A 26,190-nucleotide genomic window follows, 5' to 3' on the forward strand; every position below is an offset into this window, starting at 1 on the left:
TTATCAAATGAAATCAACTCTAACGGCGCTGTTTATTTGTATTATTTTTTGCTCCGCGAAGGCCCAGCTTACCCCATTTGAATTAAGCAAGGATAAAAACTATACCGCTACCTACAGCGAAATAATAGCTTATTACCAAAAATTAAGCGCCCATTACCCTCAAATGCGCCTGTTGAATATTGGCATGACCGACGTTGGCAAGCCCTTAACCCTTGTTGTTTTATCACGCGATAAGGTTTTTGATCCGGCCCTCATCAAAAAGCAAAATAAAAGGGTACTGCTTATCAATAACGGCATCCACCCCGGCGAACCGGAAGGTATCGACGCCAGCATGATGCTTACCCGCGACCTGCTCAAAAAAAATGCCCTGCCAAAAGATGTGGTCATCTGTTTGATCGCGGTTTATAATATTGATGGTTGTTTGAACCGCGGCCTTAGCCGCATCAACCAGAACGGCCCGCGGGCCTACGGTTTCAGGGGGAATTACCGCAACCTGGATCTGAACCGTGATTTTATCAAGGCCGACAGCCGCAATGCGCTGGCTTTTGAAAAGATCTTGAATACCTGGAACCCGGAGGTCTTTTTGGATAACCATACCAGCGATGGCGCCGATTACCAGTACGTAATGACCCTGATTGAGACGCAGAAGGATAAACAAAACCCCATCCTCGCTGCATACACTTCGAAAACGTTATCGCCGGAGTTATACAAAAGGATGAAAACAAGCGGTTACGAGATGACCCCATACGTGGAAAGTGAAGAAACCAGCCCGGATTCGGGCATTGTAAGTTTTTTGGAGACGCCGCGCTTTGCTACCGGCTTTACCGCACAGCACAATATCATCAGCTATATTACCGAAACACATATGCTGAAAGCTTTTGATAAAAGGGTGTATGCCACTTATGATTTTATGCAGCATTTGATAGACATTGTGCAACGCGATGCCAAACAAATAGGCCAGGTAAAACATGATGCCGATGAACAGGTAAAACAGCAGAAAACCTTTGCCCTTAACTGGGAACTTGATGAGCAGCATTATGATACCCTTGTATTTAAAGGTTTTTACGCAGGCCATAAAACCAGCGAAGTAAGCGGCCTGCCGCGTTTGTATTACGACAGAAGCAAGCCCTATACCAAAACCATTAAATATTTTGACAATTACAAAGCCAGCGCAACCATTGATAAGCCCCTGGCTTATGTGATCCCGCAGGCTTGGGGGAAGGTGATCGATTTGTTTAAGCTTAATAATGTTGCTATGAAACAGCTGGCGCATGATACCACGCTTGATTTGCAGCTATATTACATTGGCGATTATAAAACACCCCAACGCCCATACGAAGGCCATTACCTGCACAGTAACGTCAAACTGAACCCCGTAGACCTAAAAGTAAAATTTTATGCCGGCGATTACGTTGTTTATACCAACCAGGCGCTTAACCGCTATATTGTAGAAACATTGGAGCCACAGGGCGTGGATTCATTTTTTGCATGGAACTTCTTCGACTCGGTATTGGGCGAGAAAGAATATTTTTCGGATTACGTTTTTGAGGATGTGGCCGCTGACTTATTAAAAAAAGACCCTGACCTGAAGAAAAAACTGGAGGATGAAAAACTGAAAGACCCTAAACTTGCCGCCAGCGCTTCCGCGCAATTATATTTTGTTTACCGTAATTCGACCTATTTCGAAAAAACATACCTTCGCTACCCGGTAGGCAGGTTGCTTACTGATACAAAACTTGATTTAAAATGACCAATATCCTATTGCAGGCCGAAGATTCCGGCATGATGCAGCTTATCATGACTGCGCCGGTGGCCTCGTTCATATTTGCAATCACCATAGCTACCTCTCTATGGGCTTTTTATAATGAAACCCTTTATAGTAACATGATACTGCACCCGGCCAGTGTTTCAAAAGGCTACCGGGTTTATACCGTAATTACCAGTGGTCTTATTCATAATGACTGGATGCACCTGTTCTTTAACATGCTTTCCTATTATTTTTTTGCGTTTCAACTGGAACCTGTTTTAGGCCATTGGCAATTTGGTTTGCTTTATACGCTCAGTTTAATTTTAAGCGACCTGCCAACGGTTTACAAACATAGGAACGATGATTGGTACCATAGCCTGGGCGCTTCGGGTGCTGTTAGTGCGGTAATATTCAGCTATATTATGTACAATCCTATGGGGTCCATGTACATCATTCCGTTCCCTTTTCCAATTTATTCAATCGTTTTCGGGGCGTTGTACCTGGTATATTGTAATTACGCTTCAAAACGTGCACAGGACAATGTTAACCACGATGCACATATGTTTGGCGCGTTAAGCGGGCTGTTGCTTACTATCATTCTGCATCCGCACACCGCGCATGATTTTTTGATGCAAGTCAGCGAGAAAGTTCAATCGTGGATCCATTGATCAGGCTGCCGTCAGCATTAAATAAAAAGCTCATGGGCTGTTCGGGATTTTTGATAATCTCGAACAGCAAAAACCCCCAGTTTTTCCAGAAGCTTTCCAGCACCTGCCCGTAGGTTTTTGGCATCCAGTCGTCAAATAAAGGTTTGCTGCTCATGCCGCGCAGGGGCATCGCCTCCAAATAGATCTCATCCCCAACCGGCAAAATATTATACTCGGGCAGGCGGTTAAACAGGTAGGCCGAATAAAATACCCGCCCGCAAAACTCCTCAAACTGGATTGGATGCAACATGGCATCTCCTATTTTGTCAACCGTTTCTTTATGGTACCTGCCATTGGCGCCGTTATCCTGTAAACAGAGGATCAACCCGAAATCTTTTATCCTTAAAGAAAACGTTAAAGTATTGATCTCATCGCGGTAATAGAATTCGTCCGGATCATTATCAACCTTAAATAAAAAAATGCTATAGGGCTTAAAGCCGTCAAAAATTACCGGAAGATTTAAGCTTTGCAGCATTAAATGCAGGTTGGTAAACTTATGGATAATGGCCTGCGAAATATTAAACTCTTCGCCCTGCGCATGTTGCTGTTTAATGCCCGATTGGATCTCGTTAAAGATCACTCCATACAACATTTTGCCCGCCCATTGAAATAATTTCAAATCATCCAGCGCTTTTACAGCTTCATAACCGATATCAAATGCCGCTGCAATCTCGGCCTCCAGCGGCTCCAAAAAAGCTTCGTTCACACTGGCTTTACAAGGAACCTTTAGATCCTTATAAGTGATCATGTTTTCGTCAAGCATTTTCAGGGGCTGATCCTCCAGTTTATAACGGCTCATCAGCCATTGAGGAAAAACCTGGATCTTCTCTTCGGCAGAAGTTAAAGCCTCCCCTGTTAAAAAACAGTTGCGGTTGCTAAAGTTAAAAGTGCTGAACGGGTTATAAATTTGTGCCGGCATGGCGGCAAAGATACACATACCGGTGACTTGTTATGTCGCGGTAAAATCAAAAAACAGCCTCACCAACAACTTTGAAACCAGCCTAACCTTTGGTTTTATTTAGCTGCTTCAACGGAGTTTTTCTGTCCGCCAACACCAAACGCGATCAATATTCTTTCAAGGGGACAAAAATTGGTAAAGGCCGACTGCAATAAATTAGCGCCAACAAAAATACCGAGCCACATCCAGTTGATATCGACAAAAACAGCTAAAGCAAAACTGGCTAAAATTAAGGCGCCGGCTACGGCATGTACGATTCTATTTATCATATTCTCCAGCTTAAATAAACTTTTCTACGGGAAGCATAAATGCCCTGACCGGGAAGTCGGGCGTATGGGTTTCGTTATAGTTTTTAAATAATTCAAGGCCGCGCTCCGCGTTTTCGTCAGCGGTAAAGCTGAAAACCATCAGGCTGTCAAATTGCTCATCGCCCCGGGCAAACCATTCCTCCGCCAGGTTAATTGTTTGGTTGTTTTTAAACCCTACCAGGTCGGTCGCGCTGAATACATTGATATTAGCCTGTTTAAATAGTTTATAAACATCGTCCTTGCATTCCTTCACGCAGGTAACTATTAATAATTTCATGTTATATCGGTTTATTTTTGTTCAGGATATTTTTACGCATCATTTTATAATAAAGCAAAGGAACCACCAGCAGCGTTAAAAAGGTGGAAGTGATGGTACCGCCCATTAACGAGATGGCCAGGCCCTGGAAGATCGGGTCGAACAAAATAATTACCGCGCCCAGGGCAACAGCGCCTGCGGTTAATAATATCGGAGTGGTACGTACTGCGCCTGCCTCAATAATAGATTGTTTTAACGGGATACCTTCCCGTAAGCGGATATTGATAAAATCGATCAGCAGCACCGAGTTGCGCACCATTACCCCGGCCAGCGCGATGAAGCCGATCATGCTGGTGGCAGTAAAATAAGCGCCAAGCATCCAATGACCCAGGATAATACCCACCAGCGATAAAGGAATAGCCGCCAGCATCACCAAGGGCACCGTAAAGTTCTGGAACCAGCCCACAATGAGGATATAGATCATCAGGATAACCACCGCGAAAGCGATACCCAGGTCGCGGAATACCTCGAAGGTGATCTGCCATTCGCCATCCCATTTCAGGCTGTAATTGTCTTCCATCACCGGCTGGTGGGTATACTCTTCAGTTAAGGTAAAACTTTTAGGTACTTTAATATTCTTCAAATGATCCGACACATCTGATATCGCATACGAAGGACTTTCCAGGTTCCCGGCCATATCTGCCAGCACATAAACCACTTCCTTTTGGTTTTTGCGGTAGATGCTTTTCTGGCGGATCTGTTTGGTAACTGTTACCAGGTCCTTTATTGGCACCGTATTGCCCTGCAAGTTGGCGATCTTCAGATCAAGGATATCATCAAGGCTTGATTTATCGGCATCGTTTAATTGCAGTTTGATTGCAGTTTGCTTATACGATGCTGGCTCCGATAAATTACCAACCGCCATACCCGACAAAGCGGCGTTTACTGTTGCTGCTACCTGCGCGGTGGCGATGCCATAACGCATCGCTTTATCTTTATTTACTTCGATGTGGTACTCGGGCTGGTCGGCTTCAACCATCCAGTCAACATCCACCACATCGGGGGTTTTATTAAACAGGTCTTTTACCTGTTTGGCAATATTTATTTGCTGTTGATAATCCGGGCCGTAAATCTCAGCGACAAGGGTTGACAGCACGGGAGGGCCAGGCGGCACTTCCACAATTTTAACATTGGCATTGTATTTTTTGGCGATGGCCTGTATTGGGCCGCGCATTTGTTTGGCTATAGCATGGCTTTGCAGGCTGCGGTCTTTTTTATCAACCAGGTTCACCTGTATATCGGCCACGTTATCCCCACGGCGCAAATCATAGTGCCTTACCAGCCCGTTAAAGCTGATGGGGGCCGAAGTACCGATATAAGATTCATAATTCATCACCAACGGCTGCCGCGAAACATAGTCGGCAATATCTTTGGTCACCGCCTGGGTTTTCTCCAGCGTAGTACCGGCCGGCATATCCACCACCACCTGGAACTCGTTCTTGTTATCAAATGGCAGCATTTTTACCGCAACCGCCTTGGTATAAAACATAGATAGCGATGCGAAAAGAACCACCACGATACTCAAAATAAATGTCCAGCGTTTCCAGCGGGTTTCCAGCATCGGTTTGATGAAGGCGCTGTAGATCTTATAAATGCCGGTTTGCTCAAGCGTGCGTGGCTTGGTTTCTTCATGGCCGATACCTTTCTTTTCTTTTTCCCGCAGGAAAATATAACCCAGGTAAGGTGTAAGCGTTAAAGCAACGATCAGCGATAACATCATGGCGATGGATGCCCCGATAGGCATCGGGCTCATGTATGGCCCCATCATGCCCGAAACAAAGGCCATTGGCAATACGGCCGCAATAACCGTAAAGGTTGCCAGGATAGTGGGGTTGCCCACTTCGTTAATGGCATATATAGCCGCTTGCAACGGTGGCAGCTTCTTCATTTTAAAATGCCGGTGCATGTTTTCGGCAATGATGATAGAATCATCAACCACTATACCCGTTATAAATACCAGTGCAAACAGCGTGATGCGGTTGAGCGTGTAATGCATAAAATAATACGCAAACAGGGTAAGTGCAAAGGTTACCGGTACCGATAAAAATACCACCAGCCCGCCGCGCCAACCCATCGCCAGCATTACAAACACCGTTACTACCACAATAGCTATAAACAGGTGGAACAGCAGTTCAGATACCTTGTCTGATGCTGTTTCACCATAGTTGCGGGTAACGCTCAGGTGTACATCGTTAGGCAGCAGATCTTTTTTTAACAATTCGACTTTTTTAAGGATCTGGTCAGACAGCTGCATGGCATCCGCACCTTTCTTCTTGGCGACCGAAAGCGTAACTGCCGGGTAATTTGACCTGAATACTTTGGCGTGCGTGGCATCGGCTTTGCCATAACCAAACAGCACGTATTGGTTGGGCGATTCAGGGCCCTCCTCCACTTTCGCTATTTGCTTTAAATAAACAGGCTGCTGCTGGTTGGTACCCACAATCAGGTTGGCCACATCATCCACCGTAGCTAAAAAGTTGCCGGTCTCTACCGAAAATGCGGTATCCCTTTGCAGCAGTTCGCCGCCCTGCAGCTGCATATTGCCGCCCTGGATCATTTTGCTGACCGATAAAAAATCAACATGATTTTCAGCCATCTTATTTTTATCCAGCAATACTTTTATCTCGGTATTGCGCCCGCCAATAATGTTGATATCCGATACATCACTGATCTTTTTAATTTCGCCTGTCAGCTCCTGGCCAATCTGTTTCAGCTGGTAATCGCTGTATTTATCGCTCCACAGGGTAAGGCCTAAAACGGGCACATCATCAATAGCGCGTGTTTTTATCATGGGCAGGGTAACGCCCTGCGGCATTTTGTCCAAGTTTTTCATCAGCTCGCTGTAAAGCTTTACCAATGAGCGCTCTACATCTTCGCCGACATAAAACTGTACAATGATCATCGCCTGTCCCTTCATGGAGGTGGAATAAACATACTCTACCCCTTTTACGTTCGAGATGATTTTCTCCATTGGCGCGGATACTTTCGTTTCCACATCCTTTGGTTCAGCACCCGGATAGCCAATAAAAATATCGGCCATCGGCACCTGTATCTGCGGCTCTTCTTCCCTCGGAATTAAAAATGTGCTGTACCCGCCTATCAGTAAAAAGGCGATCATCAGCAATATGGTTAATTTCGACTGTAAAAAAGCCTTTGCTATATTTCCTGCAAATCCGTTCTTCATCGTTGTCTATTTAATTTTTACAGGTTCGCCATTAAACAATTTGCCATCGGCGCTTACTATAAACTGCTCGTCAGCGGCGAGGCCGCTCAGCACTTCAACCTTATCGCCATAAACTTTACCCAGGCGCACCCATCTTAACATGGCGGTATTGTTATTGCCGATCGTGTATAAGCCTGTCAGTTCATCCTTATGCTCAATACAGGCAAGCGGCACCATTACCTGGTCGCTGCCGATGGTTGCTGTTGCGGGTTGTTTTACCGGGATGCCTACATTGGCATACATGCCCGCGTAAAGGCCGGTTTTTTCATCATCGGGGATGGTAACTTTGATGATGTATTGCCCGCCGGTGTAGGCTGAACTCTGGTTTACCTGTGCTATGGTGCCTTTAATAGTTTTGTTGATCGCCGAAATGCTGATTAATGCGGTGCTGCCCTGTTTTACCTGCCCGACGGCGCTTTCAGGAACGGAGGCGCTGACCTGGTAGCTGCCCTTGCGCTCAATGGTTAAAATCGGCATACCGGGATTGGCCATGCTGCCGTCATCCAATGTTTTTTGGGTAATGATACCTTCAAAAGGCGCGGTTAAACTGGTATAGCTCAGCATTGCGGTGGCTTCGTTACGCATTTGCCTGGCCGATTCAAGGCCAGCTTTGGCTGCGCTAAGTTGCATGGCTATGTTATCCATCTCTTTAGCAGAGGCACTTTGCTGCTGGTACAATACGGTAAAGCGGTCGTAATCTTTTTGCGCATTTTTATAGGCGGTTTCGGCCTGTGCTATTTGTGCATCTGCCTGCGCCCGTTTGGCCTTAATGTCATCATTGCTGATGGTGCCCAGCAACTGGCCCTTGTTTACATGGTCGCCAATTTTTACATCCAGTTTGGTAATGTAGCCCATTACCCGGGTGCTTATCGTGGCCGACTGTGAGGCCTCCACCTGCCCGCTTACATTGATGCTTTGCGCCTGGCCCGCCGCAGGAATGGCTATGCTTACCATAATGGCCGAATCAGCATTTACAGTGGCCTCGCTTTTCTGTTTCGATGAACAGGAACTAAGGATGACGATACCAATACCTGTTAACAATTGTAGGGCCCTGTTTAAATTTATCGTTTTGCTCATGGTTGAGTAAATTATTTTGTGGTTGAAGTGGTTAATAATTGTATGTATGCGCGGGTAAGATTCAGGCTGAACTGTGCCTGCGCCAGTGCGAATTTTTGCTGCGATAGTTGTGTTTGCGCCATCAGTATGTCGGTGGTGTTTACCAAACCCTGCTGGTAGCGGTTTTGTAAAATCCTTAAGGCTTCGGCGGCCTGTTCAACAGCGGCTTTATCCTGCCTGATCTCAAATTGAGCGTCTGACTGGTCGCGGTAGGCTTTATTAAGTTCCAGCTGGCCCTGGTCTTTTTGTTGTGCCAGTTGTTCGCTTAGTTTATCGCGTTCCAGTTTTTGCGTGGCGATGGTATTTTTGGTTTTGTTGCCTTTAAACACATCCCATGACAGTTGTGCGCCCACAAAGTAGGCGTTGGCGCCAAAACCGGTTAAGCGGTTATCGTTATATTGAAAATTACCGAAGGCGTTCAGTTTGGGCAGGTAACTCATCCGGCTCGATTTAATCATCAGGTCCGATGCTTCAATAGCCTTTTGCATAGCCATAAAATCAGCACGGCCGGGCGCTATCTTCTGGCTAGTATCTGCATTGCCTGCAATCTCCTGCGGCGCTTCAATTTTATAGGTGATGCCTGCCTTTTGGCCCATTAGCAAGCTCAAATAGTCGCTCGCATTGCGGATATTGCTTTGGGCTTTCTCCAGGCTGCTTTGCACGGTAGTAACCTGCACCTGCGCGTTTAACAGGTCCGATTTCTGGATCAGCCCCTGCTTGTAATGGTTATCTGTAAACCCGTAAACCGATTGTGCCGTTTTTTCAGCTTCGGTTAACACACCAACCGCATCATAAGCCAGCTGCAATTGCAGGTAAGCCTTTTGCACCTCGAAGATCAGGTACTCTTTGGTGCGCTGTGTTTTGTACTGGTAAACTTCAGTTTGCTTTTGGGCGCCTTTGCGCATGTACAGCATATCCATATTCAGTATGGGTTGCTGTACTTCCAGTTTGGCGTTAAAATCGGCAGTGCCGTTGGGGTGGTTAAGTAATTGCGGGTTAAAATCAGCTTGCGTGATAGAACGTTGCTGCAATTTAAACCCGAAGGCGTTCAGCGGGTCATTAGTGCCCATGGCGGTGTAGGATACGCCTACCTGCGGCAAAAACACGGCTTCGGTTGTTTTGTAATTTGATGCCGCGATATTTTCGTCCAGTTTGGCCAGCTGTATGGCATGGTTATTATTTAAGGTAGCCGATATAGCATCGGTTAAGCTTAAGGTTTTAACGGTATCCTGTGCCGAAACCTTCCCGGCAAACAAGCTTAGGATGATGGATCCCGCAACGGCTATCGAAATAAAATAAGTTTTGCTGCTCATTAATATTTAATTTGATGCAAAACTACCGGGGCAAAAAATAGCAAATCGTAACATTTGTTACGGTAGGGCTATTTAAAAGCGCAGGAACTTCTTTAGGAGCAATTCATAGCTATTGAAAATGTAAAACAACCCGGGTGATATCTGGGTATTTTTGCCGGCGCTAACGCCGCCTGGGGATATAATATAAGATATTAACCGGTACGGTAAATGACCAAACTGTTTGCCGGTAACCCCTGGTTCAACATTTTTTTCCGACAAGTCCTATAATATTTTAGCTTTGAATTTAACATGAAACTGACTTACCAACCCTTCGAACTGCTGCTGCGGCATACCTTTACCATCGCCAAATTTTCGCGTACTTCAACCCCCGTAATGTTGATAAAAGTAGAGCATGAGGGGCAAACCGGTTACGGTGAAGCGTCTATGGTGCCTTATATGGGCGAGAGTTATGAAACTGCCAACGCGTTTTTAAAAAAGGTTGATGCCAACCAGTTTAAATACCCTTTTGATTTTGAGGCGATCATTGCCTACCTGGACAGCATCGCCCCCGGCAACCCGGCCATTAAAGCCGGTATCGATATCGCCCTGCACGACCTGGACGGCAAGCTGCAACAAAAAACCTGCTGGCAAATCCTGGGCAGCGACCCAGCCAAAATGCCCTTAACCAGTTTCACCATTGGTATTGATACGCCGGAAGTGATCGTGCAAAAAGTAAAGGAAAACCCGGATTGTAAGATCATTAAAGTAAAACTGGGCCGCGACAGTGATAAAGAACTCATCAGAACCATCCGATCGGTAACCGACCTGCCGCTGTTTGTGGACGCCAACCAGGGCTGGACGGATCTGGAAAAAAGCCTGGATATGTGCCACTGGTTGCATGAGCAGGGTGTTTTACTGATAGAGCAACCCATGCTAAAAACCGACCCGGACAGTAACGCATGGCTCACCGAGCGCAGCCCCATCCCGCTTATCGGCGATGAAGCTGTACAGCGTTTGCCGGATGTGGAAAAGGCCAAAGGTATTTACCACGGCATCAATATAAAGCTAATGAAATCTGCAGGGATGTACGAGGCGCACCAGATGATATTAAGAGCAAGGGAACTGGGTTTAAAAGTAATGATCGGCTGCATGAGCGAAACCAGCTGCGCCACCCTCGCCGCAGCCGCCCTGGCCCCCCAATGCGATTGGGCCGATTTGGACGGCCCGTTTTTAACAAGTAATAATCCCTACCAGTTGCCCGAATTTGTAGAAGGGAAGTGGGTGTTGAACTATGAGCCGGGGTTGGGATTAAAAAATAATTGAATTAACACGAATTTCACGAATAGGAACGAATTTTCACGAATGAAAAAGGACGGTAACCAAGCAATACTCCATTACCATTAAACCGATGAAAATCGCAGCTATTTAAGCTTTAGCAAAGCTTCTTTGATCCTCGGCGCCAATTGTTCGATTTCGCTTAATGTGCTTGCGCCTACTGACGCCCTGAACCAGTTGATGTCCTCGCCTGTACCAAATGCCGAGAAGGGAACAAAGGCCACCTTAGCTTCCTTGATAAGATAAAAGTTGATGTCGGTAGCCGTTTTCAGCACTTTGCCTTCGGGCGTAGTTTTGCCGGTATAATCAATTTTCAGCGTCAGGTAAATTGCGCCCATGGGCTCAATGGCATCCACCTTTAAGCCTTCAGCTTTTAGTTTTGAAAGCCTTCATAAAGCGCGGTTAAACTTTTTTGTATGTCAATTTTTAAAGCGGATAGATAGGTGTTTACCGCGTTATCGTCTTTTAAAAAGTTAGCCATGGCAACCTGCTCTGCTTTTGGCGCCCAGGCGCCCATGTGCCCTACGATGGATTTCATGTGGTTAACCACATGCGCCGGGCCGAAGCCCCAGCCCACACGCACACCTGTTGAAGCAAAGCATTTCGAGGCGCCGTCAACAAAGATGGTTACGTCCTTCAGTTCAGGGCGCAGGCTTACCGGGTCATAATGGCGGTGCTGGCCAAAGGTAAGCTGCGAGTAGATCTGGTCGTACAAAATATACAGCGGTTTCTCGCCGGGTTGGCGGGTTTTGTTTTCGGCAATTACCAGGTCGCAAATTTCCTCCAGGTCCTTTTTGCTGAACATGGTACCTGTCGGGTTAAGCGGCGAGCACAGTGCCAGCATCGTAGCACCCTTAATAAACGGGCGCAACTCCTCTGCCGTAGGCATAAAATTATTTTCGGGCGTGGTCTGAATGATGACCGCTTCGGCTCGTGTTAGATCGCAATAATGATTATTGTTCCATGATGGCGCCGGGAAAACCACTTTATCGCCGGGATCAACAATTGCCATAAATATCGAATAGATCAATGGCCTTGATCCACCGGTGATAAGGATCTGGTTTGGGGCATAATCAAAATTAAACCGGCTCTTTAAAAAAGCCGATACACTTTCGCGCAGGCTGAGCATACCGTCTGCAGGCGGATAATTGGTGTGGCGATGTTCATATGCATCAACGATACCCAGCTTCAGGTCTTCCGGAATAGGGTAAATATTGGAGTCAAAATCGCCGATGGTTAAATTGGCAATATTTTGGCCCTGGCGCTTCAATTCATTTATCTCTCCTGCAATTTTTATTATTTCGGACCCATGCAGATTTTGGGCCAATACAGATACGCTCATTTCTAGGTGTGCAAATAGTGGATGTGCAAAGGTGCGGATTTTAATTTATTAGTCCATGGTCGATGGACCATAGTCCATGGATATTTTCATTTTTTTTAATAAGAATGGCTATTGACCATCGACTATGGACCATCGACTTCTGTAACCCTCTTGTTTCTTTGGCGTTAAGTGCCTAATTTTGCGCCTCGATTATATATTTTACCCATATGGCTAAGGCATCCGAATTAAAAAATGGCAACTTTATCCGGTTTAACGGCGAGTTGTTACAGGTTGAAGAATTTTTACACCGCACTCCCGGCAATTTGCGCGCATTTTACCAGGCGCGCATGCGTAACGTTAAAAGCGGCAAACTGGTTGAATACCGTTTCCGTACGGATGAAGAGGTAACGATCGCCCGGGTTGAAACCAGCGACTACCAATACTTATATGACGACGGCTCCTCGCTGGTAGTAATGGACAATGTTACCTATGATCAGCACAATATCCCCAAAGCATTATTTGGCCCGGCGGTAAAGTTCCTGAAAGAAGGAATGAACGTGATAGTAGCCTTTGAAAGCGATGAACCGATAATGGGCCAGGTGCCGGGTTCTGCTGAACTGGAAGTAACGTACACTGAACCTGCCGTTAAAGGCGATACCAGCAGTGGTGCAATGAAAAATGCTACCCTTGAAACAGGCGCCGAAATAAAAGTTCCCTTATTTATCAATATCGGCGACAGGATTAAGGTTGATACTTCCACTGGCGCTTATGTTGAACGCGCTAAGGGATAAGATCACCGCTGTAAAAATAAAAACCCGGTCAGTTTAAAAGCTCACCGGGTTTTTATTTGTTATGCCTTATGATGCAAATTGTGCTTTACGGAAATTTATAAAGCATACCCAGCGCCAGCCCTTCTGTTCCCTGGATTGCAGTGGAGGTGTTTTTATCGTATAGGACGGTCGTATTCACCGTCATCGCTATCAGGCGGGTTACTTTTGCGGTTAACGTTGCATCAAGCCTGTGGCTGGTATAGGCCAGTGGCTGGATGTATGGAATAAATACAGCGTACCTGGCATTGATATGGACGTTTTTCGAAAGGTCTTTATCCAGCTGCGCTACTACCTGTACCGCCAATTCATTGTAAACTGTATGGTCTATCGGCACACCGTAATTACCTGCCTGGTTATGGTAAATGGTGGTATCCAGCACAAAAGTTTGCCTTGCGGTACCGGTACCCAGCCTTAGATCGAAATATTTCACCGGCTTGTATTCAAACCCTAATGATTCTGTCAGGTATCCCGGCGACATAAAATCTGATATCAGGTATGGGTTTTGCGCATTTGAACCATCGGGATTGGTGTAGTTATACCCGGCCGAGAACTGCGATTCAAAGGTTAGCGATCCAAAAAAGAACCATTTTTTGGATAGTTGGGTTGCCACCTTGTTATCGAAAAATATGCGGTCGTTTGTTTTCCGCGAGCCCTGTCCTTTATTTTTGGAAACACCGTAAACCAAATTTGTTTCGGATGCAAAGTCAAAAGGCTTTTTATTATATTCCGTTTTAAAATCTAAATTCGACCCTAATGCGATGGCGCTTATACCACCGGCACTATAATTATTAGTGAATGATGACTGGCTGAAATTAAGCCCGAAGATCAGGGATTTATGCCAATAATTTATTTTGTAATCAAGCAAATTAACAGGCAACTGGCTGGGCTGTATCTTAATCGGCCTTAATATATTAGGCAGCGCGTTATGGCCCGGGTCAACACGGTATCTATTGAGTTGATTGGTATCTGATTTAAGGGAGTCGGTATTTTGGGCCTTTGCAGATATAATAAAGCCAAATAACAACAGGAAGAAAACCCCGGAAACGGTTTTTAGCATAGCGGGTATTTAAAATTTAAGCTGAAAGCAATACACACGTTCAGCTACTTTAACACTTTAGCCGCAAATTTATTATATATCTATTAAAAATATTGCTTTTTGTTTGTAAAAATACCATACAATTTCAGTCAGCCAGGGAAATCGCTTTTTAAACAGGGGGCTCCGCCGGAGCCATTAAAAACATATTCTTACGTGCTATAAGCAGGTAGTTCCGCTGGAACTAATGTGGCTTTCCGTCAGCGACTCCAGAGGAGTCGCCGGTTTATAGCATAAATAAAGCAGCTGATGGCTCCGTAGGTGCCTCCTGATGTCCATTAATTTTTAAAAGCGATTTCCCTGTTCAGTCAGCCCGGCATTCATTGAATTAAGTTTTTTTATACTTTTAGCCTCCCGTTGCCAATTATATGATTAAAAAATTACCGTTCCTGTTATTGTTTATTTCATCATACGCTTTTGCACAGGATGCGGATTTTTTTAAACCTGATTCTATCCGGAAAACCGTAAAAGCGGTAAAAATATCAACCAATATTAAAGTTGACGGCTTGTTGGATGAGCCTGAATGGCTTTTGGCCCCTGCTTCCCCTGATTTTATACAAATAGAACCCTACCAGGGAAAAGCGCCCAATTTTGCCACCCTGGTTAAGGTTTTATATAACCAAAAATACCTTTATTTCGGTATAACATGTAAAGACCCATTGGGGAAAAAGGCCATAATGGCTTCGGATTTTGTACGGGATTTTGATTATACCCGGCACGATCTTGTAAACCTTTCCATCGATGCTTTTAATGATAAAAGGAACGCAATGGTTTTCGCCACTAATGCCTATGGCGTACAGCGTGACCTGCTTTCGTTTGATGACCTATATTATGATATTGATTGGAACGGCCTTTGGGCTGTCCGCACTAACCGCACCGATTCGGGATGGACAGCCGAGATCGCCATCCCCTGGAAAACATTGCGATATCCCAAACGTGCAGATACAGTGCAAAGCTGGGGTTTTAATGTTTACCGCAACCGGCGTTACACCAACGAGGTTACCGCCTTGTCGCCCTTCCCGCGGGTATTTTCTGCCACCCATATGGATTATGCAGGCGTTTTAACTAATTTGCAGCCACCGCCGCCGGCTACCAATATACAGGTTGACCCGTATTTTTAACCTCGTATGACCACTATACCAATTTTGGAAGCGCGGAACCGGTACATGCCTCGAGTATTAAAGTGGGGGGCGATTTAAAATGGGCCATCAATTCAAACTCGGTGCTCGACCTTACAGCACATACTGATTTTGCCCAGGCCGATGCCGATATACAGGTGAATAACATTACGCGTTTTTCGGTTTTCTTCCCTGAAAAGCGGCAGTTCTTCCTGGAGAATGCTTCCTTATTTGGCATGCAGGTAAACCCCCTGCCCGACGGATCGGGCGGCAGCATGAACTATCAGCCATTTTTTAGCCGGAGCATTGGTTTGGATACAGCCGGCAATCCGATCCCGATTGTTGCGGGCGGACGCTTTGTTTACCGTTCGTCCAAATTAAACTTTGGCGCTATCGCTATCCGCCAGCAGGGAGCAAATGACCTGCCGGGAACTAATTTTTTCGTGGGCAGGGTATCCGAAAACTTTGGCAGCCAGGACAGGGTTGGGGCGCTGATCAGCGTCAAAAACCAGCCTGGCGGCTCAAATATAGAAACTACTGTCGATGGCTTTTTCCGCCTGGGCGAATCCAACTCGTTAAATACTTTACTTACCCAGTCCACCACCACCAATACCGGGCAAAAAGGCTTTGGAGGTATTATGCAGTATTATAATTCCAACAATCATTATAAAATTTGGTGGACAGAATCTGTGGTTACCAAAAACTTCGACCCGCAAATGGGTTTTGTATCCCGCAAAGACGTTATCGGCACTACGCCGGGCATAAACTTTTACTACCGGGGCAGTTTGCTTCCTTTTAAAAGCGTTTTGCTTGCATTTGAACCGGGTTTCCTGCCTGAGCTATACTATACTGCCTCTACCGGCAAATTTGCTGAAATGGACCTGCCGCTTTTCCCGGTATGGCTTAACTTTAAGAGCGGCGCATATTTTGGCTACGGTATCGATCCCATCCGCCAGCATTTGACCAGTGTTTTTCAGCCGCTGGGCGTGAGCATTGCGCCCGGGGACTATAGCTACTTAACACATCAGTTCTGGGCCAGTACCGATCCCTCTAAAATCATTAACCTCTCTTTTATTTATCAAACCGGCTCTTATTTTAACGGGAAACTCAACTCAGGCGACTGGAAATTGCAGTTTGCGCCAGTTCCCTACATTTCTTTTTTGGGCGAATACAGCCGCAACCATTTTGAAGGAGTGGGCGAAAATAAAACAACCACCAATGTTAACCTGTATGTTTTGCGTGCCCGCTTTGCGCTTAACCCGCGGGTACAGCTTACAGGTATTTACCAGCGCAATTCATTAAACAATGCCGATAACTATAATATCCGCCTTTCATGGGAGTTTTTGCCGTTGTCCTATGTTTACCTCATTTATAACCGGGGTGTAACCAATATGATTAACAACATGGTTATCCAAACCCAAACAGAGGATCATATTATTTATAAGATCAGCTACCTGCAGCAATTTTGATTTGAAAGAGATGTTGTTCTGCGGAATTAATAATGATATCAAACGCTATGGTATTGGCCCGGCGTTTTGTATCAAAACATAAATTTAAAATTCTTTAATTATCTTCACTGCGTTAATTGTGACTTCATGACCCAAACTTTTTCAATCAACCAAGATCTAATTGGCAGTCTACAGCAACGCATTGCAATTCGCTTTATCAAGATATATGCTGTGGTACTAATATTAATTATTCTTCCCGATATCATTAACCCCACCAAACCAATAATGTCAATTGGCGTAGCTATCTGTGGCGTAATATTTATGATTGGATTTACAATAATAATTGGAGTCAGAAAGGCACGAAAGACGTATCGCAGCTTTCAAATAGCTTTAGACGATGTCGGTATAGAACTTAAGGCCCCAATGACCCCTTATAAGAGAATTGACTGGAGCGAGGTCGATTATGATGAAAAGAAGAATGGTGATATCAAAGTATATAATAAAACTGTTGGTGCATTTAGTAGATGGTGGGCTGGGAATGGTGTAATATTCATTCCACGCGAAATAAATGACCGAGATCAATTGATCCTATCGATTGACAGGCACCTAAAACGTATTTAAACCTAGCCAACAAAGTGTAAAACGCTAGGTCTCGCAGCCTGCTGCTTCCTAGTACGCCGGTTAAAGTTTTCCCTTCGCTGCTATAATTTGTTCAACCGTACGTTTTTCCTGCACACCGGTTTCCATGTTTTTTAGGGTGAGCAGGCCGCTCTCAATTTCCTCGCTGCCGATGATGATGACATAAGGGATATGTTTGCCATTGGCGTAATCCAGTTGTTTTTTAAGTTTGGCTCCGGCAGGATACAGTTCCGCGCTAACGCCTTGTTTCCTTAATTCCTGGATAATGGGGAAGCCGAATTTCTCGCCCTCCTTATCAAAACAGCAGATCAGCAATTGAGTGCTTTGTGCTGTTTCCGCAGGGAAGAGGTTAAGCTCTTCCATCACATCATAGATCCTGTCTGCGCCAAAAGAAATGCCGACACCTGTAAGGCCTTTCAGGCCGAACATCCCGGTAAGGTCGTCATACCTGCCACCGCCGCCGATGCTGCCCATGGCCACTTCGTTGGTTTTTACCTCGAAGATAGCGCCGGTGTAGTAATTTAATCCTCTCGCCAGGGTAATATCTAACTCCAGGTTGGCAGTTATTAGTTGGCAATTGGCAATATAGTTGAATACCGTTTCAATTTCGTCGCAGCCTTTTAAACCAGTATCCGAGTTGATGAGGGCGAGGCGTAAACTTTCCAGCTTTTGTTCGTTAGTACCCTCGAGCAGGATAACAGGTTTTATTTTTTCGATGTCATCGGCCGAAAAACCCCTTTCCATCAGTTCTTTGATCACGCCATCCAGCCCGATTTTATCCAGTTTATCGATGGCCACGGTAAGGTCGATGATGTTATCGGCCTTATCGATGATCTCCGCAATGCCCGACAGGATCTTGCGGTTATTTATTTTTATGGTGAAATCCTTTAGCCCAAGCGTGCTTAAAGCCTCGTCATAAATTAATACAAACTCAGCTTCATTTAGTAAAGAATCTGAACCAACTACATCCGCATCACACTGGTAAAACTCACGATAGCGGCCTTTTTGCGGCCTGTCGGCACGCCAAACCGGCTGCACCTGGAAACGCTTGAAGGGGAAAGTTATCTCGTTTTGGTGCTGCACCACGTAGCGGGCAAAAGGAACAGTGAGATCGTAACGGAGGGCTTTTTCAGAAATTATCGGCAAAAGTGATTTCGAATTATAATTGAAGCTTTCATCTTTAAGTTTCCTATTTTCTGCATCACTCCAATAATCCCCGCTATTCAAAATCTTAAATATCAGCTTATCCCCTTCATCGCCATATTTACCTGTCAAGGTCGACAGGTTCTCCATCGACGGCGTTTCAATCTGCTGATAACCGTATTTGCGGAAAACATTTTTAATGGTATCAAAAATATAATTGCGCCTCACCATTTCGGTGGGCGAAAAATCGCGGGTGCCTTTTGGTACTGATGGTTTGATGGATGCCATGGCCGCAAAGGTAACATGATTTCAGGATTTTTTGGACGAACAAGTTGAATTGCGTTCAATTCAACTTCTCGTTGCTAATCTATTTGCTTGCTTAGCTTGCACAACCCGCGGAATTTTTGGCTAAAGCCTTGTTTTAATACCTTTTTATCCATCGGTTAAAACCGACGGCAATGAATTACACACGCAATTGCCTTCATTGCCGTCCCTTTTAAGGCTGCCACATACCCAAATCTTTAAATACAGCCGTCAGGACAATCTGCCCCGGAGGGGCTACCCATTTGTAGAAATAAAAACGCAATAGCTTTGTGCCGCATAGCGGCTACCCTTATACAGTAACCCCCCGCTGACTTGCCTGCGGGGGGCAGCACCTAACGGAGCTGTCACTTTTATTATTTGACATTTCTCCAAAGAGGTAGCACCTACGGCGCATAATACCTTATGATCACACGGCAGCCTAAAATGAGACAGATACGCAAACAGAAAACCAAGGCTTTAGCCAAAATTTGTGAATTAGCAATAGTTGGATTTACCCCCTCGCATAAAATCGCAATAAAAACCCTTTAGTCTTAAAATCCCAGGCATCTTAATTCAAACCTTCACCAAAAAATGCTCCTTTACCTGCCCTGGTTTAAAAAATACCAGGCCGATCCAAAACAAATCAACGGTAACGGTAACCTGCGGATGCGCCTTAATTTCGTTCCAGGCCTCTTTCATGCCTTCGCTCCAGTAAATATCATCAAAAATAAGCAGCGTGTTTTCATGCGCTTTGGGCAGGCACCATTCAAAGTATCTTAAAGTGGCATCCTTCTGGTGATTGCCGTCAACAAAAACAAAATCAAGCTTGTCAAGCTTTTTAATTATCCCCGGCAATGTATTGTCGAAATTCCCGGTGATTAATTCTATATTTCCAACGCCGGCTTTCCCAAAGGTTTCTTTGGCAATAGCCGCTGTTTCCGGGCACCCTTCCAGCGTATAAACCTTTGCTGCAGGAGCGGCGTTTTGCAGGTAGATGGACGTTGTACCCAAACAGGTGCCTAATTCAATAATGCTGGAAGGCTGCAGGTCAGCCGCCAAACGATAGAGCAGTTGAGCCAGCCCGGGTGGTTTTAAAGCATTTTTAGCAATGTCGCCAATCCTTTTTTGCCGGTTATTATTCACCAGCGAGCCTGCCCCCAGGTCGGTGACCGTGATTACCCTTTCGTCATGTAAAAGTTGCTTTCGCAGATTTTCAACTTGTGTGTATACTTTTTTGGGCGCAAAATCGTAAATAACCTTATCAATCAAGTGGTAAACAAAGGGCGAGTGTACACCATGCCTGGTTTTTGCCTTTAAGCGGTGCAGCAAATAGTCTTTAGCGAACCTTAAATTTAACATGGTTGTAAAAGTATAAAAGGTTTAGTATTTTAGCAGTACAGCGCATGATAAATCCAACAGAAGTAAAATCATTGATACGTTTACTGGACGACCCGGACGGGGAGATATTTGAACATGTGCATGAAAAATTGCTCTCGTTTGGTCCTGAAGTAATCGACTACCTGGAATCAGCATGGGAAGAAGCGTTTGACGCCATTCAGCAGGAGCGCATCGCCAACCTGGTCCATGAGATTCAGTTTGGCATCGTAAAAAACGACCTCCGCTTATGGTTTCATGGCGGGGCCTTTGATCTGTTGCAGGGCATCCTGATCATTAACCGTTACCAATATCCTGATCTTGACGAACAAAAGGTAATTAACCAGGTGGAAGCCATTAAACGGGATATCTGGATCCAAATGATGAATGAAGCCAGCCCGGCCGAACAGGTAAAGCTGATTAACCACGTTTTTTATAATATTTACGGGTTCAGCGGCAATACAGCTAATCACCAGGACCCGCAGAACAGTTATATCAGCCAGGTGCTCGAGACCAAAAAAGGCAACCAGATCTCGCTGGCGATTATTTATTCAATCATCGCGCAAAAATTGGACATTCCCGTATATGGCGTTAACCTGCCGCAGCATTTTATCCTTGCTTATATGGATGAAACTCTGCAAAGCGAATTTGAAGGCGGGATTCTGTTCTATATCAATGCGTTCAACAAGGGTTTTATTTTTGGCCGCCGGGATGTGGATATGTTTTTAAAACAGCTGAATTTAAAGTTCGATAAGCAATTTTACGAACCCTGCTCAAATACTGATATTATCAAACGGGTGTTGCGCAACCTCATCAGCGCTTACGAACATCTCGGCTCGGTTGAAAAAGTTGCGGAGTTGAATGAATTGCTGCGAATAGTAGAGCAGGACCAGCCCCCCGGGCCCCTAAAGGGGGAGGGACAACGGGTGGGGTTGTGAATACTCCGGTTTTACCGCCAGAAAAAGTGGCTGGCTATAATCGCTGCCGCAACGATGCTCAGGCATGAAGCGATCATCCTGCCAACAGCATACTTCCGGTTGTAGTTGATATATAAGAAGTTATTGATCTCGGTAACAAAACTGAATGCGGCAAAACAAATCAACCCTAATTTTATGTGCGACCATAAATTATGTACGATTACATATTTCGACCCGATCTTCATATAAAAAAGCGTAAACAGTGCCCCAAATAAAACAGCTAGGAAAATGCTGTATAAATAACTACCGCTACTTTCTTTCTTCCAGGTGTCCGGCGTTAGCGCCTGCGATTTATGGAACAAAAATCCAATAATTAACCATTCTATTAAAATATTTGCCAAACCTATGCAGGCGGCCGAAAGGGTAAAGTGAACAGGTGTCATTGTGTTTTAAAGTTTAAATAAAGATACTTTTTATTTAAATATCTCATTTACAATAATTTATCATCCAGCTCTGTTTCAGCGACGTATTCCATTATAGATTTTTGGAAAACAATCTTTCGAAATAGCCGTTTATTTTTAAAAACGTAAAAGTATGCATTTATTGAAATATATCATCGTTGGAGCTGCAGTAGGTTACGGCGTCAACTATATCACCAAAAAAGGTGCAAGCGGGCGATCAATTATTGAAGATCTTGCCGACAATATACCCAATTGGTTTGATGAGGGCAAAAAAGTTGCCGTAGAGACAATTAACGCAGTCAATAATTCGGTAAAGACAAGAACAGGCCGCTAAACAGGCTTGGCAAAGTCAATATAAAAACAGTGCATGCCCTTGCTGAAAGCGTATTTGATTTCGCAATGATACAGCGCACAGATGTTTTTCATAATGGCCAGGCCAAGCCCGGTGCCATCAGAGGTACGCCCCTTATAAAAACGTTCAAAAATAGCGTCTTTCTGTAATGGGTTGGGGTCTCCTGTATTTTGAAACTGAAGGCGGTTGCCTGAGAGTTGAATTTTTATTGTGCCTGAATTTTTGTTGTGCCTGATGGCATTGCTGAAAAGATTGTTAATCAGTACGTCTATTAAATACCGGCTGGCGTTTATTTCAAGGTCGGCCAGTTGCAAGTCCAGTTGAATATTCTTATTAACAATCATCTCCTGGAACTGCTGCGCTTTCTCCAGGACGATCTTTTTAATATTTAGCTTTTCGGTATCCTGCAATAAATTGTTATCGATTTTTACCAGCAACAAAAGCGACTGGTTTAAACGGGAAAGCCGGCTGGCGGCTGAATAAATATCAGTTATCTGGGCAAACTGATCCGGCTTCAATGTTTCATCCTGTATCAGCATATCCAGCTTTGACGTTATAACCGCCAGCGGCGTCATCATTTCATGCGAAGCGTTTTCCGTAAAAGCCTTTAACCCCTGGTATTCCGTAGTAACCCTTGCCGACATTTTTGCGACGGCGTCGCCCAGGTCTTTAAACTCATCTACATTGGTTTCAACAGCAGCCACTTTGTTGGTATCGGCAACATTAAACCATTTCACCTGGTCTAAAATACGGTAAAAGGGCCGCCATAAACCGTTTAAAACATACCGGTTGGTAATGATGAGGATGCCAAGCAAAACCGCCGTTAGCACAAGCGTGATCGCCGAGATGATCTGGATAAGGTATTCGGCATCCTCTCTCGATTCAATAATAGTAACCACATAGTTTTCGCCATCCGCATTAATCAACGCCGATACAGCGCGGCCTGCTTCTACTTTCTTTTCTTTTGTATTTGCATAAGGCGCATCAAAAAATCTGGTATTATAATGGGTAAGCTTAGTTTTTGCAAATGAGGTTTGGTCTTCATCAAATTCAACCGGCTTAGGCAACCGGTGGTTAAGGTTTACATAATTAATTACTTCTGCAATTTCCTCGCTCAGGTTATCATCAAGCTGCTGCCTGGCGATATGGTTGATAATGAGGTAATAAACCAATCCGGAGATGAGCAACACCGAAACACTGATAATAACACTCGCCTTATTATAATGGGAAGCTAATTTCATGTATTAAACAAATTTGTAGCCAATGCCGTAAATGGTTGCAAAAAAATCCTTCCCGCTTAGTTCCATTAGTTTTTTTCTAAGGTTTTTAATATGGGTGTAAATAAAATCAAAGCTATCCAGCATATCCATTTCGTCACCCCAGAGATGTTCAGCGATCGCATTTTTCGAAATCACCTTGCCCTTGTTGGCAATAAAATAAAGCAGCATATCATACTCTTTCTTGGTCAGCACCATCACCTTGTCATTTACGGTAACATTCCTGCCCAGCAAATCGATATTGATCTCATTATATGTTAAATTGCTGTTGCTGCCGAAGGTTTTCCGGCGAACGATTGCCATCAGCCTTGCTTTTAACTCGGCCAGGTGAAAAGGTTTGGTAATATAATCGTCGGCACCTATATTGAGGCCCTTTATTTTATCGTCGAGCGAGTTACGGGCCGAGATGATCAATACACATTCATTTTTACCGGATGACCGCAGGTATTCCAGCACCGCAAAGCCATCCCCGTCAGGTAAACCTATGTCCAAAAGGATACAATCGTATTCATATACGGCTATTTTCTTAAGTGCCGTTTTTAAATTTTCGGCTACCTCGCAAATACTTCCCTCTTCTGTAAAATACTTTTCAATAGTGTCGCGAAGGGTTTGCTCGTCTTCAACAATCAGGAGTTTCAATATTAAATTTTTATTAAATCTATAAAATGATTTTGAAGCAAACCTGAAGATTTTAAATAAAATAAATGATGCCGTGTTTACACAGGTTAACGAATATAAATAATCTCCCTGAAATGAATTAATCTTCAATATTGCTTCAGATTTTACACTTATTTTTATCGCAATGTGCCGCACAAATTAGTTAAAACACAGAATACCCCTATTAAATTAACACCACCGGTAAAATTGCGATTACAATAATGCCATGTATGTGCAAATCCTATACATTTGATTAACGCGGAAATATAAAAATGGACAATGGCCGCAAAGCACTGCTTAATCAAAAAAAAAGGAAACTGACAATCTGAAATCAATGCGAAAATATTACATAACCGCAATTTTAGCTTTTGCCCTGACATATAAACTGAAAGCACAGGACAACTACGAAATCCAGGTATACGGATCCGAAACAGTTGACGCCGGCCATACGATGCTCGAATTGCATAGCAATTATACTTCGGATGGCAGCAAAACAATGGCAGATGGCGTTTTACCCACCAATCATGTTTTTCACGAAACTATCGAAATCACCCATGGCTGGCTGCCCTGGTTTGAAACCGGCTTCTATCTTTTTAATACCATCGGCAGCGACGGGCGAACCGCCTATGTTGGCTCACACATCCGCCCGAGGGTTGCTATACCCGAAAGCTGGAAATGGCCCGTGGGCTTAAGTTTATCGGTTGAATTTGGATTTCAAAAAGCGCAATACTCGGCCAATACTTCCACCTTAGAGATCAGGCCTATTATTGATAAAAAATGGGGGGGCTTATATGTAGCCTTTAACCCTACTTTAGACCAAAGCTTTAAAGGGCCCGATGAAAACCGGGGCTTAATATTTTCGCCAAATGTTAAAGGCAGCTATGACATAAGCAAGCTGGTTGCTTTGGGGCTTGAATATTACGGCAGTACCGGGCCGTTTTTTAATTATGACCCGATACAACAGCAGCAGCACCAATTATTTATTGCCACGGATTTAAATTTTAACCCCAATTGGGAATTTAATGCAGGGTATGGCCGGGGCTTTACCAACAGTACCGATAGATCAATATTCAAGATCATTCTCGGCCGGAGGTTTTAAAATAGCAAAAGGAACAGCTATGTTTGGGATAAGGCCTGAAATAATAAATGCTGAATTATAAAATTTAAATCACCCCACTACAATATAATAGTTATTGAACCGAAGATTATGGCCACACAACAACAAATCAAAAGAAATTCTTCCGCTATCCGCTTATGGCATTGGTTGAATGCCGCCATCATCAGCGGATCATTATTAACCGTTTTAATTAATTCAACTATATTAAAAACAAGGCCAAATGCATCATTTATAAAGGACACGCTTAAGGAGGCCGGCGCAACGGTCAGCAATGACCAGGCCCGCGCTGTAGCGCATGAATTGAGTGACAAGATTTGGACGCTTCATACCTATTTCGGTTATGTACTGGTTGGGCTGGTTGCTTTCAGGCTGTTACTTGAGTTTTTCCAGCTCGCTGATCAACGGTTTATTCGCAGTTTGAAAAGCGCCTATGCAAAATACCAAAGCGTAAAACAACAGCGGGAAACCGCCCGGCACGATTTTTTAGTAAAAACCGTTTACGCTATGTTTTACCTGATGATTATTACCATGGCGGTTACCGGTTTATGCCTTGCATTTGAAGACGATGTACCCGCACTTAAGGCGGTTCATGCCTTCAGGGAGATCCACCAGTTTACGATGTACCTGATACTGGCCTTTATTGTTGTCCATTTGGCCGGCGTGTTTTTAGCTGAACGAAAAGACAGCCCTGGAATAGTATCGGACATGATCAACGGAGGAAAAGAATAAGCATAAGCCTTAATGCTAAAAGCCTTCCTGAATTTGAGTCAGGAAGGCTTTTTTATGGATAGTATCTTTTATAAACGCTCAAATCTCTTCAACCTAACCGTTTTATTGACTGCACCGCGTTTTAAAATCTGATTAAAATAAAGCCGACTATTTTAAGGGCTGCTTTGACCAGGCATAAGCACACCATTTTGCAGTACATTCAATGGTGCCTTTTACACCAGCGTTCCGCTCAACAAAAATATAATGCCCATCAGCACGAGCCAGAGATAAAAAAGGATCCGATCACTATTGATCTTTATTGAGTTTATCATATTTTATGCTGTTAATACAAATTCTCTGCTATAATCCCGTTATCAACGCGGCTTTTGTAATTTACATAAAAATTGCCGGTTTCCGGCCCTTTCACGTA

At 44.4% G+C, this 26,190-nt stretch carries 25 protein-coding genes; 11 read left to right on the top strand and 14 right to left on the bottom strand.

What is annotated here, in order from left to right; all coding sequences use genetic code 11:
* Positions 1-7 precede the first annotated feature (7 nt).
* The gene (locus MgSA37_RS26150) at positions 8-1,750 is read left to right on the top strand and encodes a M14 family zinc carboxypeptidase (protein ID WP_096356531.1); all 1,743 of its coding nucleotides are present in this window, start codon (positions 8-10) and stop codon (positions 1,748-1,750) included.
* Positions 1,747-2,415 carry a rhomboid family intramembrane serine protease gene (locus tag MgSA37_RS26155; protein WP_232010737.1) on the top strand — a complete coding sequence of 223 codons (669 nt, stop codon included), beginning with the start codon at positions 1,747-1,749 and terminating at the stop codon, positions 2,413-2,415. The genes MgSA37_RS26150 and MgSA37_RS26155 overlap by 4 nt, the downstream gene beginning before the upstream one ends.
* On the opposite strand, the gene MgSA37_RS26160 is transcribed toward MgSA37_RS26155, so the two are convergent.
* The 6 genes from MgSA37_RS26160 to MgSA37_RS26185 form a co-directional block, all read right to left on the bottom strand.
* Positions 2,384-3,391: a hypothetical protein gene (locus tag MgSA37_RS26160; RefSeq protein WP_311732853.1), complete on the bottom strand. Its 1,008-nt coding sequence runs from the start codon at positions 3,389-3,391 to the stop codon at positions 2,384-2,386. The genes MgSA37_RS26155 and MgSA37_RS26160 overlap by 32 nt on opposite strands.
* Before the next feature lie 77 nt (positions 3,392-3,468).
* A complete protein-coding gene (locus tag MgSA37_RS26165; protein WP_096356535.1) occupies positions 3,469-3,681 on the bottom strand; it encodes a YgaP family membrane protein in 213 nt (70 codons plus the stop codon).
* 10 nt (positions 3,682-3,691) lie between these two features.
* Positions 3,692-3,997, bottom strand: a complete 306-nt coding sequence (locus MgSA37_RS26170) for a hypothetical protein (protein ID WP_096356537.1) — start codon at positions 3,995-3,997, stop codon at positions 3,692-3,694.
* 1 nt (position 3,998) lies between these two features.
* Complete coding sequence (locus tag MgSA37_RS26175; protein ID WP_096356539.1) at positions 3,999-7,220, bottom strand: efflux RND transporter permease subunit; 3,222 nt, start codon at positions 7,218-7,220, stop codon at positions 3,999-4,001.
* 6 nt (positions 7,221-7,226) lie between these two features.
* A complete protein-coding gene (locus MgSA37_RS26180) occupies positions 7,227-8,336 on the bottom strand; it encodes an efflux RND transporter periplasmic adaptor subunit (RefSeq protein ID WP_096356541.1) in 1,110 nt (369 codons plus the stop codon).
* A gap of 11 nt (positions 8,337-8,347) precedes the next feature.
* The gene (locus MgSA37_RS26185) at positions 8,348-9,688 is read right to left on the bottom strand and encodes a TolC family protein (RefSeq protein ID WP_096356543.1); all 1,341 of its coding nucleotides are present in this window, start codon (positions 9,686-9,688) and stop codon (positions 8,348-8,350) included.
* A gap of 288 nt (positions 9,689-9,976) precedes the next feature.
* On the opposite strand from MgSA37_RS26185, the gene MgSA37_RS26195 reads away from it, so the two are divergent.
* Positions 9,977-10,990 carry a dipeptide epimerase gene (locus MgSA37_RS26195; RefSeq protein ID WP_096356547.1) on the top strand — a complete coding sequence of 338 codons (1,014 nt, stop codon included), beginning with the start codon at positions 9,977-9,979 and terminating at the stop codon, positions 10,988-10,990.
* Positions 10,991-11,088: 98 nt separating this feature from the next.
* Here MgSA37_RS26195 and MgSA37_RS29605 read toward each other — a convergent pair whose 3' ends face one another.
* On the bottom strand, positions 11,089-11,358 hold the full coding sequence (locus tag MgSA37_RS29605) for a hypothetical protein (RefSeq protein ID WP_317046610.1): 270 nt from the start codon (positions 11,356-11,358) through the stop codon (positions 11,089-11,091).
* 17 nt (positions 11,359-11,375) lie between these two features.
* Entirely contained in the window at positions 11,376-12,344 is a 969-nt protein-coding gene (locus MgSA37_RS26200; RefSeq protein ID WP_317046611.1) for a pyridoxal phosphate-dependent aminotransferase, read from the bottom strand.
* Between the two features lie 206 nt (positions 12,345-12,550).
* Between MgSA37_RS26200 and efp the strand changes: the two genes are divergently transcribed.
* Positions 12,551-13,114: an elongation factor P gene (efp, locus tag MgSA37_RS26205; protein WP_096356549.1), complete on the top strand. Its 564-nt coding sequence runs from the start codon at positions 12,551-12,553 to the stop codon at positions 13,112-13,114.
* Between the two features lie 85 nt (positions 13,115-13,199).
* Here efp and MgSA37_RS26210 read toward each other — a convergent pair whose 3' ends face one another.
* Entirely contained in the window at positions 13,200-14,210 is a 1,011-nt protein-coding gene (locus MgSA37_RS26210) for a DUF3078 domain-containing protein (protein WP_096356551.1), read from the bottom strand.
* A gap of 404 nt (positions 14,211-14,614) precedes the next feature.
* Between MgSA37_RS26210 and MgSA37_RS28905 the strand changes: the two genes are divergently transcribed.
* The 3 genes from MgSA37_RS28905 (at position 14,615) to MgSA37_RS26220 (ending at position 17,433) form a co-directional block, all read left to right on the top strand.
* Positions 14,615-15,367 carry a carbohydrate binding family 9 domain-containing protein gene (locus tag MgSA37_RS28905; protein ID WP_197706046.1) on the top strand — a complete coding sequence of 251 codons (753 nt, stop codon included), beginning with the start codon at positions 14,615-14,617 and terminating at the stop codon, positions 15,365-15,367.
* Positions 15,368-15,423: 56 nt separating this feature from the next.
* Positions 15,424-16,833 carry a DUF5916 domain-containing protein gene (locus tag MgSA37_RS28910; protein ID WP_262497488.1) on the top strand — a complete coding sequence of 470 codons (1,410 nt, stop codon included), beginning with the start codon at positions 15,424-15,426 and terminating at the stop codon, positions 16,831-16,833.
* Between the two features lie 126 nt (positions 16,834-16,959).
* Complete coding sequence (locus MgSA37_RS26220; RefSeq protein WP_096356553.1) at positions 16,960-17,433, top strand: hypothetical protein; 474 nt, start codon at positions 16,960-16,962, stop codon at positions 17,431-17,433.
* 60 nt (positions 17,434-17,493) lie between these two features.
* Here the strand turns inward: MgSA37_RS26220 and hisS are convergent, their stop codons facing one another.
* Together hisS and MgSA37_RS26230 are read right to left on the bottom strand one after the other, a co-directional pair.
* Positions 17,494-18,882 (bottom strand): histidine--tRNA ligase, encoded by a 1,389-nt coding sequence (hisS, locus tag MgSA37_RS26225; protein WP_096356555.1) that lies wholly within the window; start codon positions 18,880-18,882, stop codon positions 17,494-17,496.
* Positions 18,883-19,470: 588 nt separating this feature from the next.
* Positions 19,471-20,256 (bottom strand): O-methyltransferase, encoded by a 786-nt coding sequence (locus MgSA37_RS26230; protein ID WP_096356557.1) that lies wholly within the window; start codon positions 20,254-20,256, stop codon positions 19,471-19,473.
* 44 nt (positions 20,257-20,300) lie between these two features.
* Here MgSA37_RS26230 and MgSA37_RS26235 point away from each other — a divergent pair, with 44 nt between their 5' ends.
* The gene (locus MgSA37_RS26235) at positions 20,301-21,209 is read left to right on the top strand and encodes a transglutaminase family protein (RefSeq protein WP_096356559.1); all 909 of its coding nucleotides are present in this window, start codon (positions 20,301-20,303) and stop codon (positions 21,207-21,209) included.
* A gap of 11 nt (positions 21,210-21,220) precedes the next feature.
* Here the strand turns inward: MgSA37_RS26235 and MgSA37_RS26240 are convergent, their stop codons facing one another.
* Entirely contained in the window at positions 21,221-21,631 is a 411-nt protein-coding gene (locus MgSA37_RS26240; RefSeq protein WP_096356561.1) for a hypothetical protein, read from the bottom strand.
* Positions 21,632-21,782: 151 nt separating this feature from the next.
* On the opposite strand from MgSA37_RS26240, the gene MgSA37_RS26245 reads away from it, so the two are divergent.
* Complete coding sequence (locus MgSA37_RS26245; RefSeq protein ID WP_096356563.1) at positions 21,783-21,983, top strand: hypothetical protein; 201 nt, start codon at positions 21,783-21,785, stop codon at positions 21,981-21,983.
* Here the strand turns inward: MgSA37_RS26245 and MgSA37_RS26250 are convergent.
* Positions 21,980-23,242: a sensor histidine kinase gene (locus tag MgSA37_RS26250; RefSeq protein WP_096356565.1), complete on the bottom strand. Its 1,263-nt coding sequence runs from the start codon at positions 23,240-23,242 to the stop codon at positions 21,980-21,982. The genes MgSA37_RS26245 and MgSA37_RS26250 overlap by 4 nt on opposite strands.
* A gap of 3 nt (positions 23,243-23,245) precedes the next feature.
* Positions 23,246-23,917: a response regulator transcription factor gene (locus MgSA37_RS26255; RefSeq protein WP_096357761.1), complete on the bottom strand. Its 672-nt coding sequence runs from the start codon at positions 23,915-23,917 to the stop codon at positions 23,246-23,248.
* Between the two features lie 352 nt (positions 23,918-24,269).
* Here MgSA37_RS26255 and MgSA37_RS26260 point away from each other — a divergent pair, with 352 nt between their 5' ends.
* Together MgSA37_RS26260 and MgSA37_RS26265 are read left to right on the top strand one after the other, a co-directional pair.
* Positions 24,270-25,034, top strand: coding sequence for a hypothetical protein (locus tag MgSA37_RS26260; RefSeq protein WP_096356567.1), 765 nt, complete (start codon positions 24,270-24,272; stop codon positions 25,032-25,034).
* A gap of 108 nt (positions 25,035-25,142) precedes the next feature.
* Positions 25,143-25,781, top strand: a complete 639-nt coding sequence (locus MgSA37_RS26265) for a cytochrome b/b6 domain-containing protein (protein WP_221199391.1) — start codon at positions 25,143-25,145, stop codon at positions 25,779-25,781.
* The last annotated feature ends 409 nt before the right edge of the window (positions 25,782-26,190 follow it).

The sequence above is a fragment of the Mucilaginibacter gotjawali genome (assembly GCF_002355435.1).
GTDB lineage: Bacteria > Bacteroidota > Bacteroidia > Sphingobacteriales > Sphingobacteriaceae > Mucilaginibacter > Mucilaginibacter gotjawali.

Bases quoted from the DNA above. Each gene is read 5' to 3' on its own strand.
- MgSA37_RS26150 (WP_096356531.1), top strand. From the start codon at position 8: ATGAAATCAACTCTAACGGCGCTGTTTATTTGTATTATTTTTTGCTCC.
- MgSA37_RS26155 (WP_232010737.1), top strand. From the start codon at position 1,747: ATGACCAATATCCTATTGCAGGCCGAAGATTCCGGCATGATGCAGCTT.
- MgSA37_RS26160 (WP_311732853.1), bottom strand. From the start codon at position 3,391: ATGTGTATCTTTGCCGCCATGCCGGCACAAATTTATAACCCGTTCAGC.
- MgSA37_RS26165 (WP_096356535.1), bottom strand. From the start codon at position 3,681: ATGATAAATAGAATCGTACATGCCGTAGCCGGCGCCTTAATTTTAGCC.
- MgSA37_RS26170 (WP_096356537.1), bottom strand. From the start codon at position 3,997: ATGAAATTATTAATAGTTACCTGCGTGAAGGAATGCAAGGACGATGTT.
- MgSA37_RS26175 (WP_096356539.1), bottom strand. From the start codon at position 7,220: ATGAAGAACGGATTTGCAGGAAATATAGCAAAGGCTTTTTTACAGTCG.
- MgSA37_RS26180 (WP_096356541.1), bottom strand. From the start codon at position 8,336: ATGAGCAAAACGATAAATTTAAACAGGGCCCTACAATTGTTAACAGGT.
- MgSA37_RS26185 (WP_096356543.1), bottom strand. From the start codon at position 9,688: ATGAGCAGCAAAACTTATTTTATTTCGATAGCCGTTGCGGGATCCATC.
- MgSA37_RS26195 (WP_096356547.1), top strand. From the start codon at position 9,977: ATGAAACTGACTTACCAACCCTTCGAACTGCTGCTGCGGCATACCTTT.
- MgSA37_RS26200 (WP_317046611.1), bottom strand. From the start codon at position 12,344: ATGAGCGTATCTGTATTGGCCCAAAATCTGCATGGGTCCGAAATAATA.
- efp (WP_096356549.1), top strand. From the start codon at position 12,551: ATGGCTAAGGCATCCGAATTAAAAAATGGCAACTTTATCCGGTTTAAC.
- MgSA37_RS26210 (WP_096356551.1), bottom strand. From the start codon at position 14,210: ATGCTAAAAACCGTTTCCGGGGTTTTCTTCCTGTTGTTATTTGGCTTT.
- MgSA37_RS28905 (WP_197706046.1), top strand. From the start codon at position 14,615: ATGATTAAAAAATTACCGTTCCTGTTATTGTTTATTTCATCATACGCT.
- MgSA37_RS26220 (WP_096356553.1), top strand. From the start codon at position 16,960: ATGACCCAAACTTTTTCAATCAACCAAGATCTAATTGGCAGTCTACAG.
- hisS (WP_096356555.1), bottom strand. From the start codon at position 18,882: ATGGCATCCATCAAACCATCAGTACCAAAAGGCACCCGCGATTTTTCG.
- MgSA37_RS26230 (WP_096356557.1), bottom strand. From the start codon at position 20,256: ATGTTAAATTTAAGGTTCGCTAAAGACTATTTGCTGCACCGCTTAAAG.
- MgSA37_RS26235 (WP_096356559.1), top strand. From the start codon at position 20,301: ATGATAAATCCAACAGAAGTAAAATCATTGATACGTTTACTGGACGAC.
- MgSA37_RS26240 (WP_096356561.1), bottom strand. From the start codon at position 21,631: ATGACACCTGTTCACTTTACCCTTTCGGCCGCCTGCATAGGTTTGGCA.
- MgSA37_RS26245 (WP_096356563.1), top strand. From the start codon at position 21,783: ATGCATTTATTGAAATATATCATCGTTGGAGCTGCAGTAGGTTACGGC.
- MgSA37_RS26250 (WP_096356565.1), bottom strand. From the start codon at position 23,242: ATGAAATTAGCTTCCCATTATAATAAGGCGAGTGTTATTATCAGTGTT.
- MgSA37_RS26260 (WP_096356567.1), top strand. From the start codon at position 24,270: ATGCGAAAATATTACATAACCGCAATTTTAGCTTTTGCCCTGACATAT.
- MgSA37_RS26265 (WP_221199391.1), top strand. From the start codon at position 25,143: ATGGCCACACAACAACAAATCAAAAGAAATTCTTCCGCTATCCGCTTA.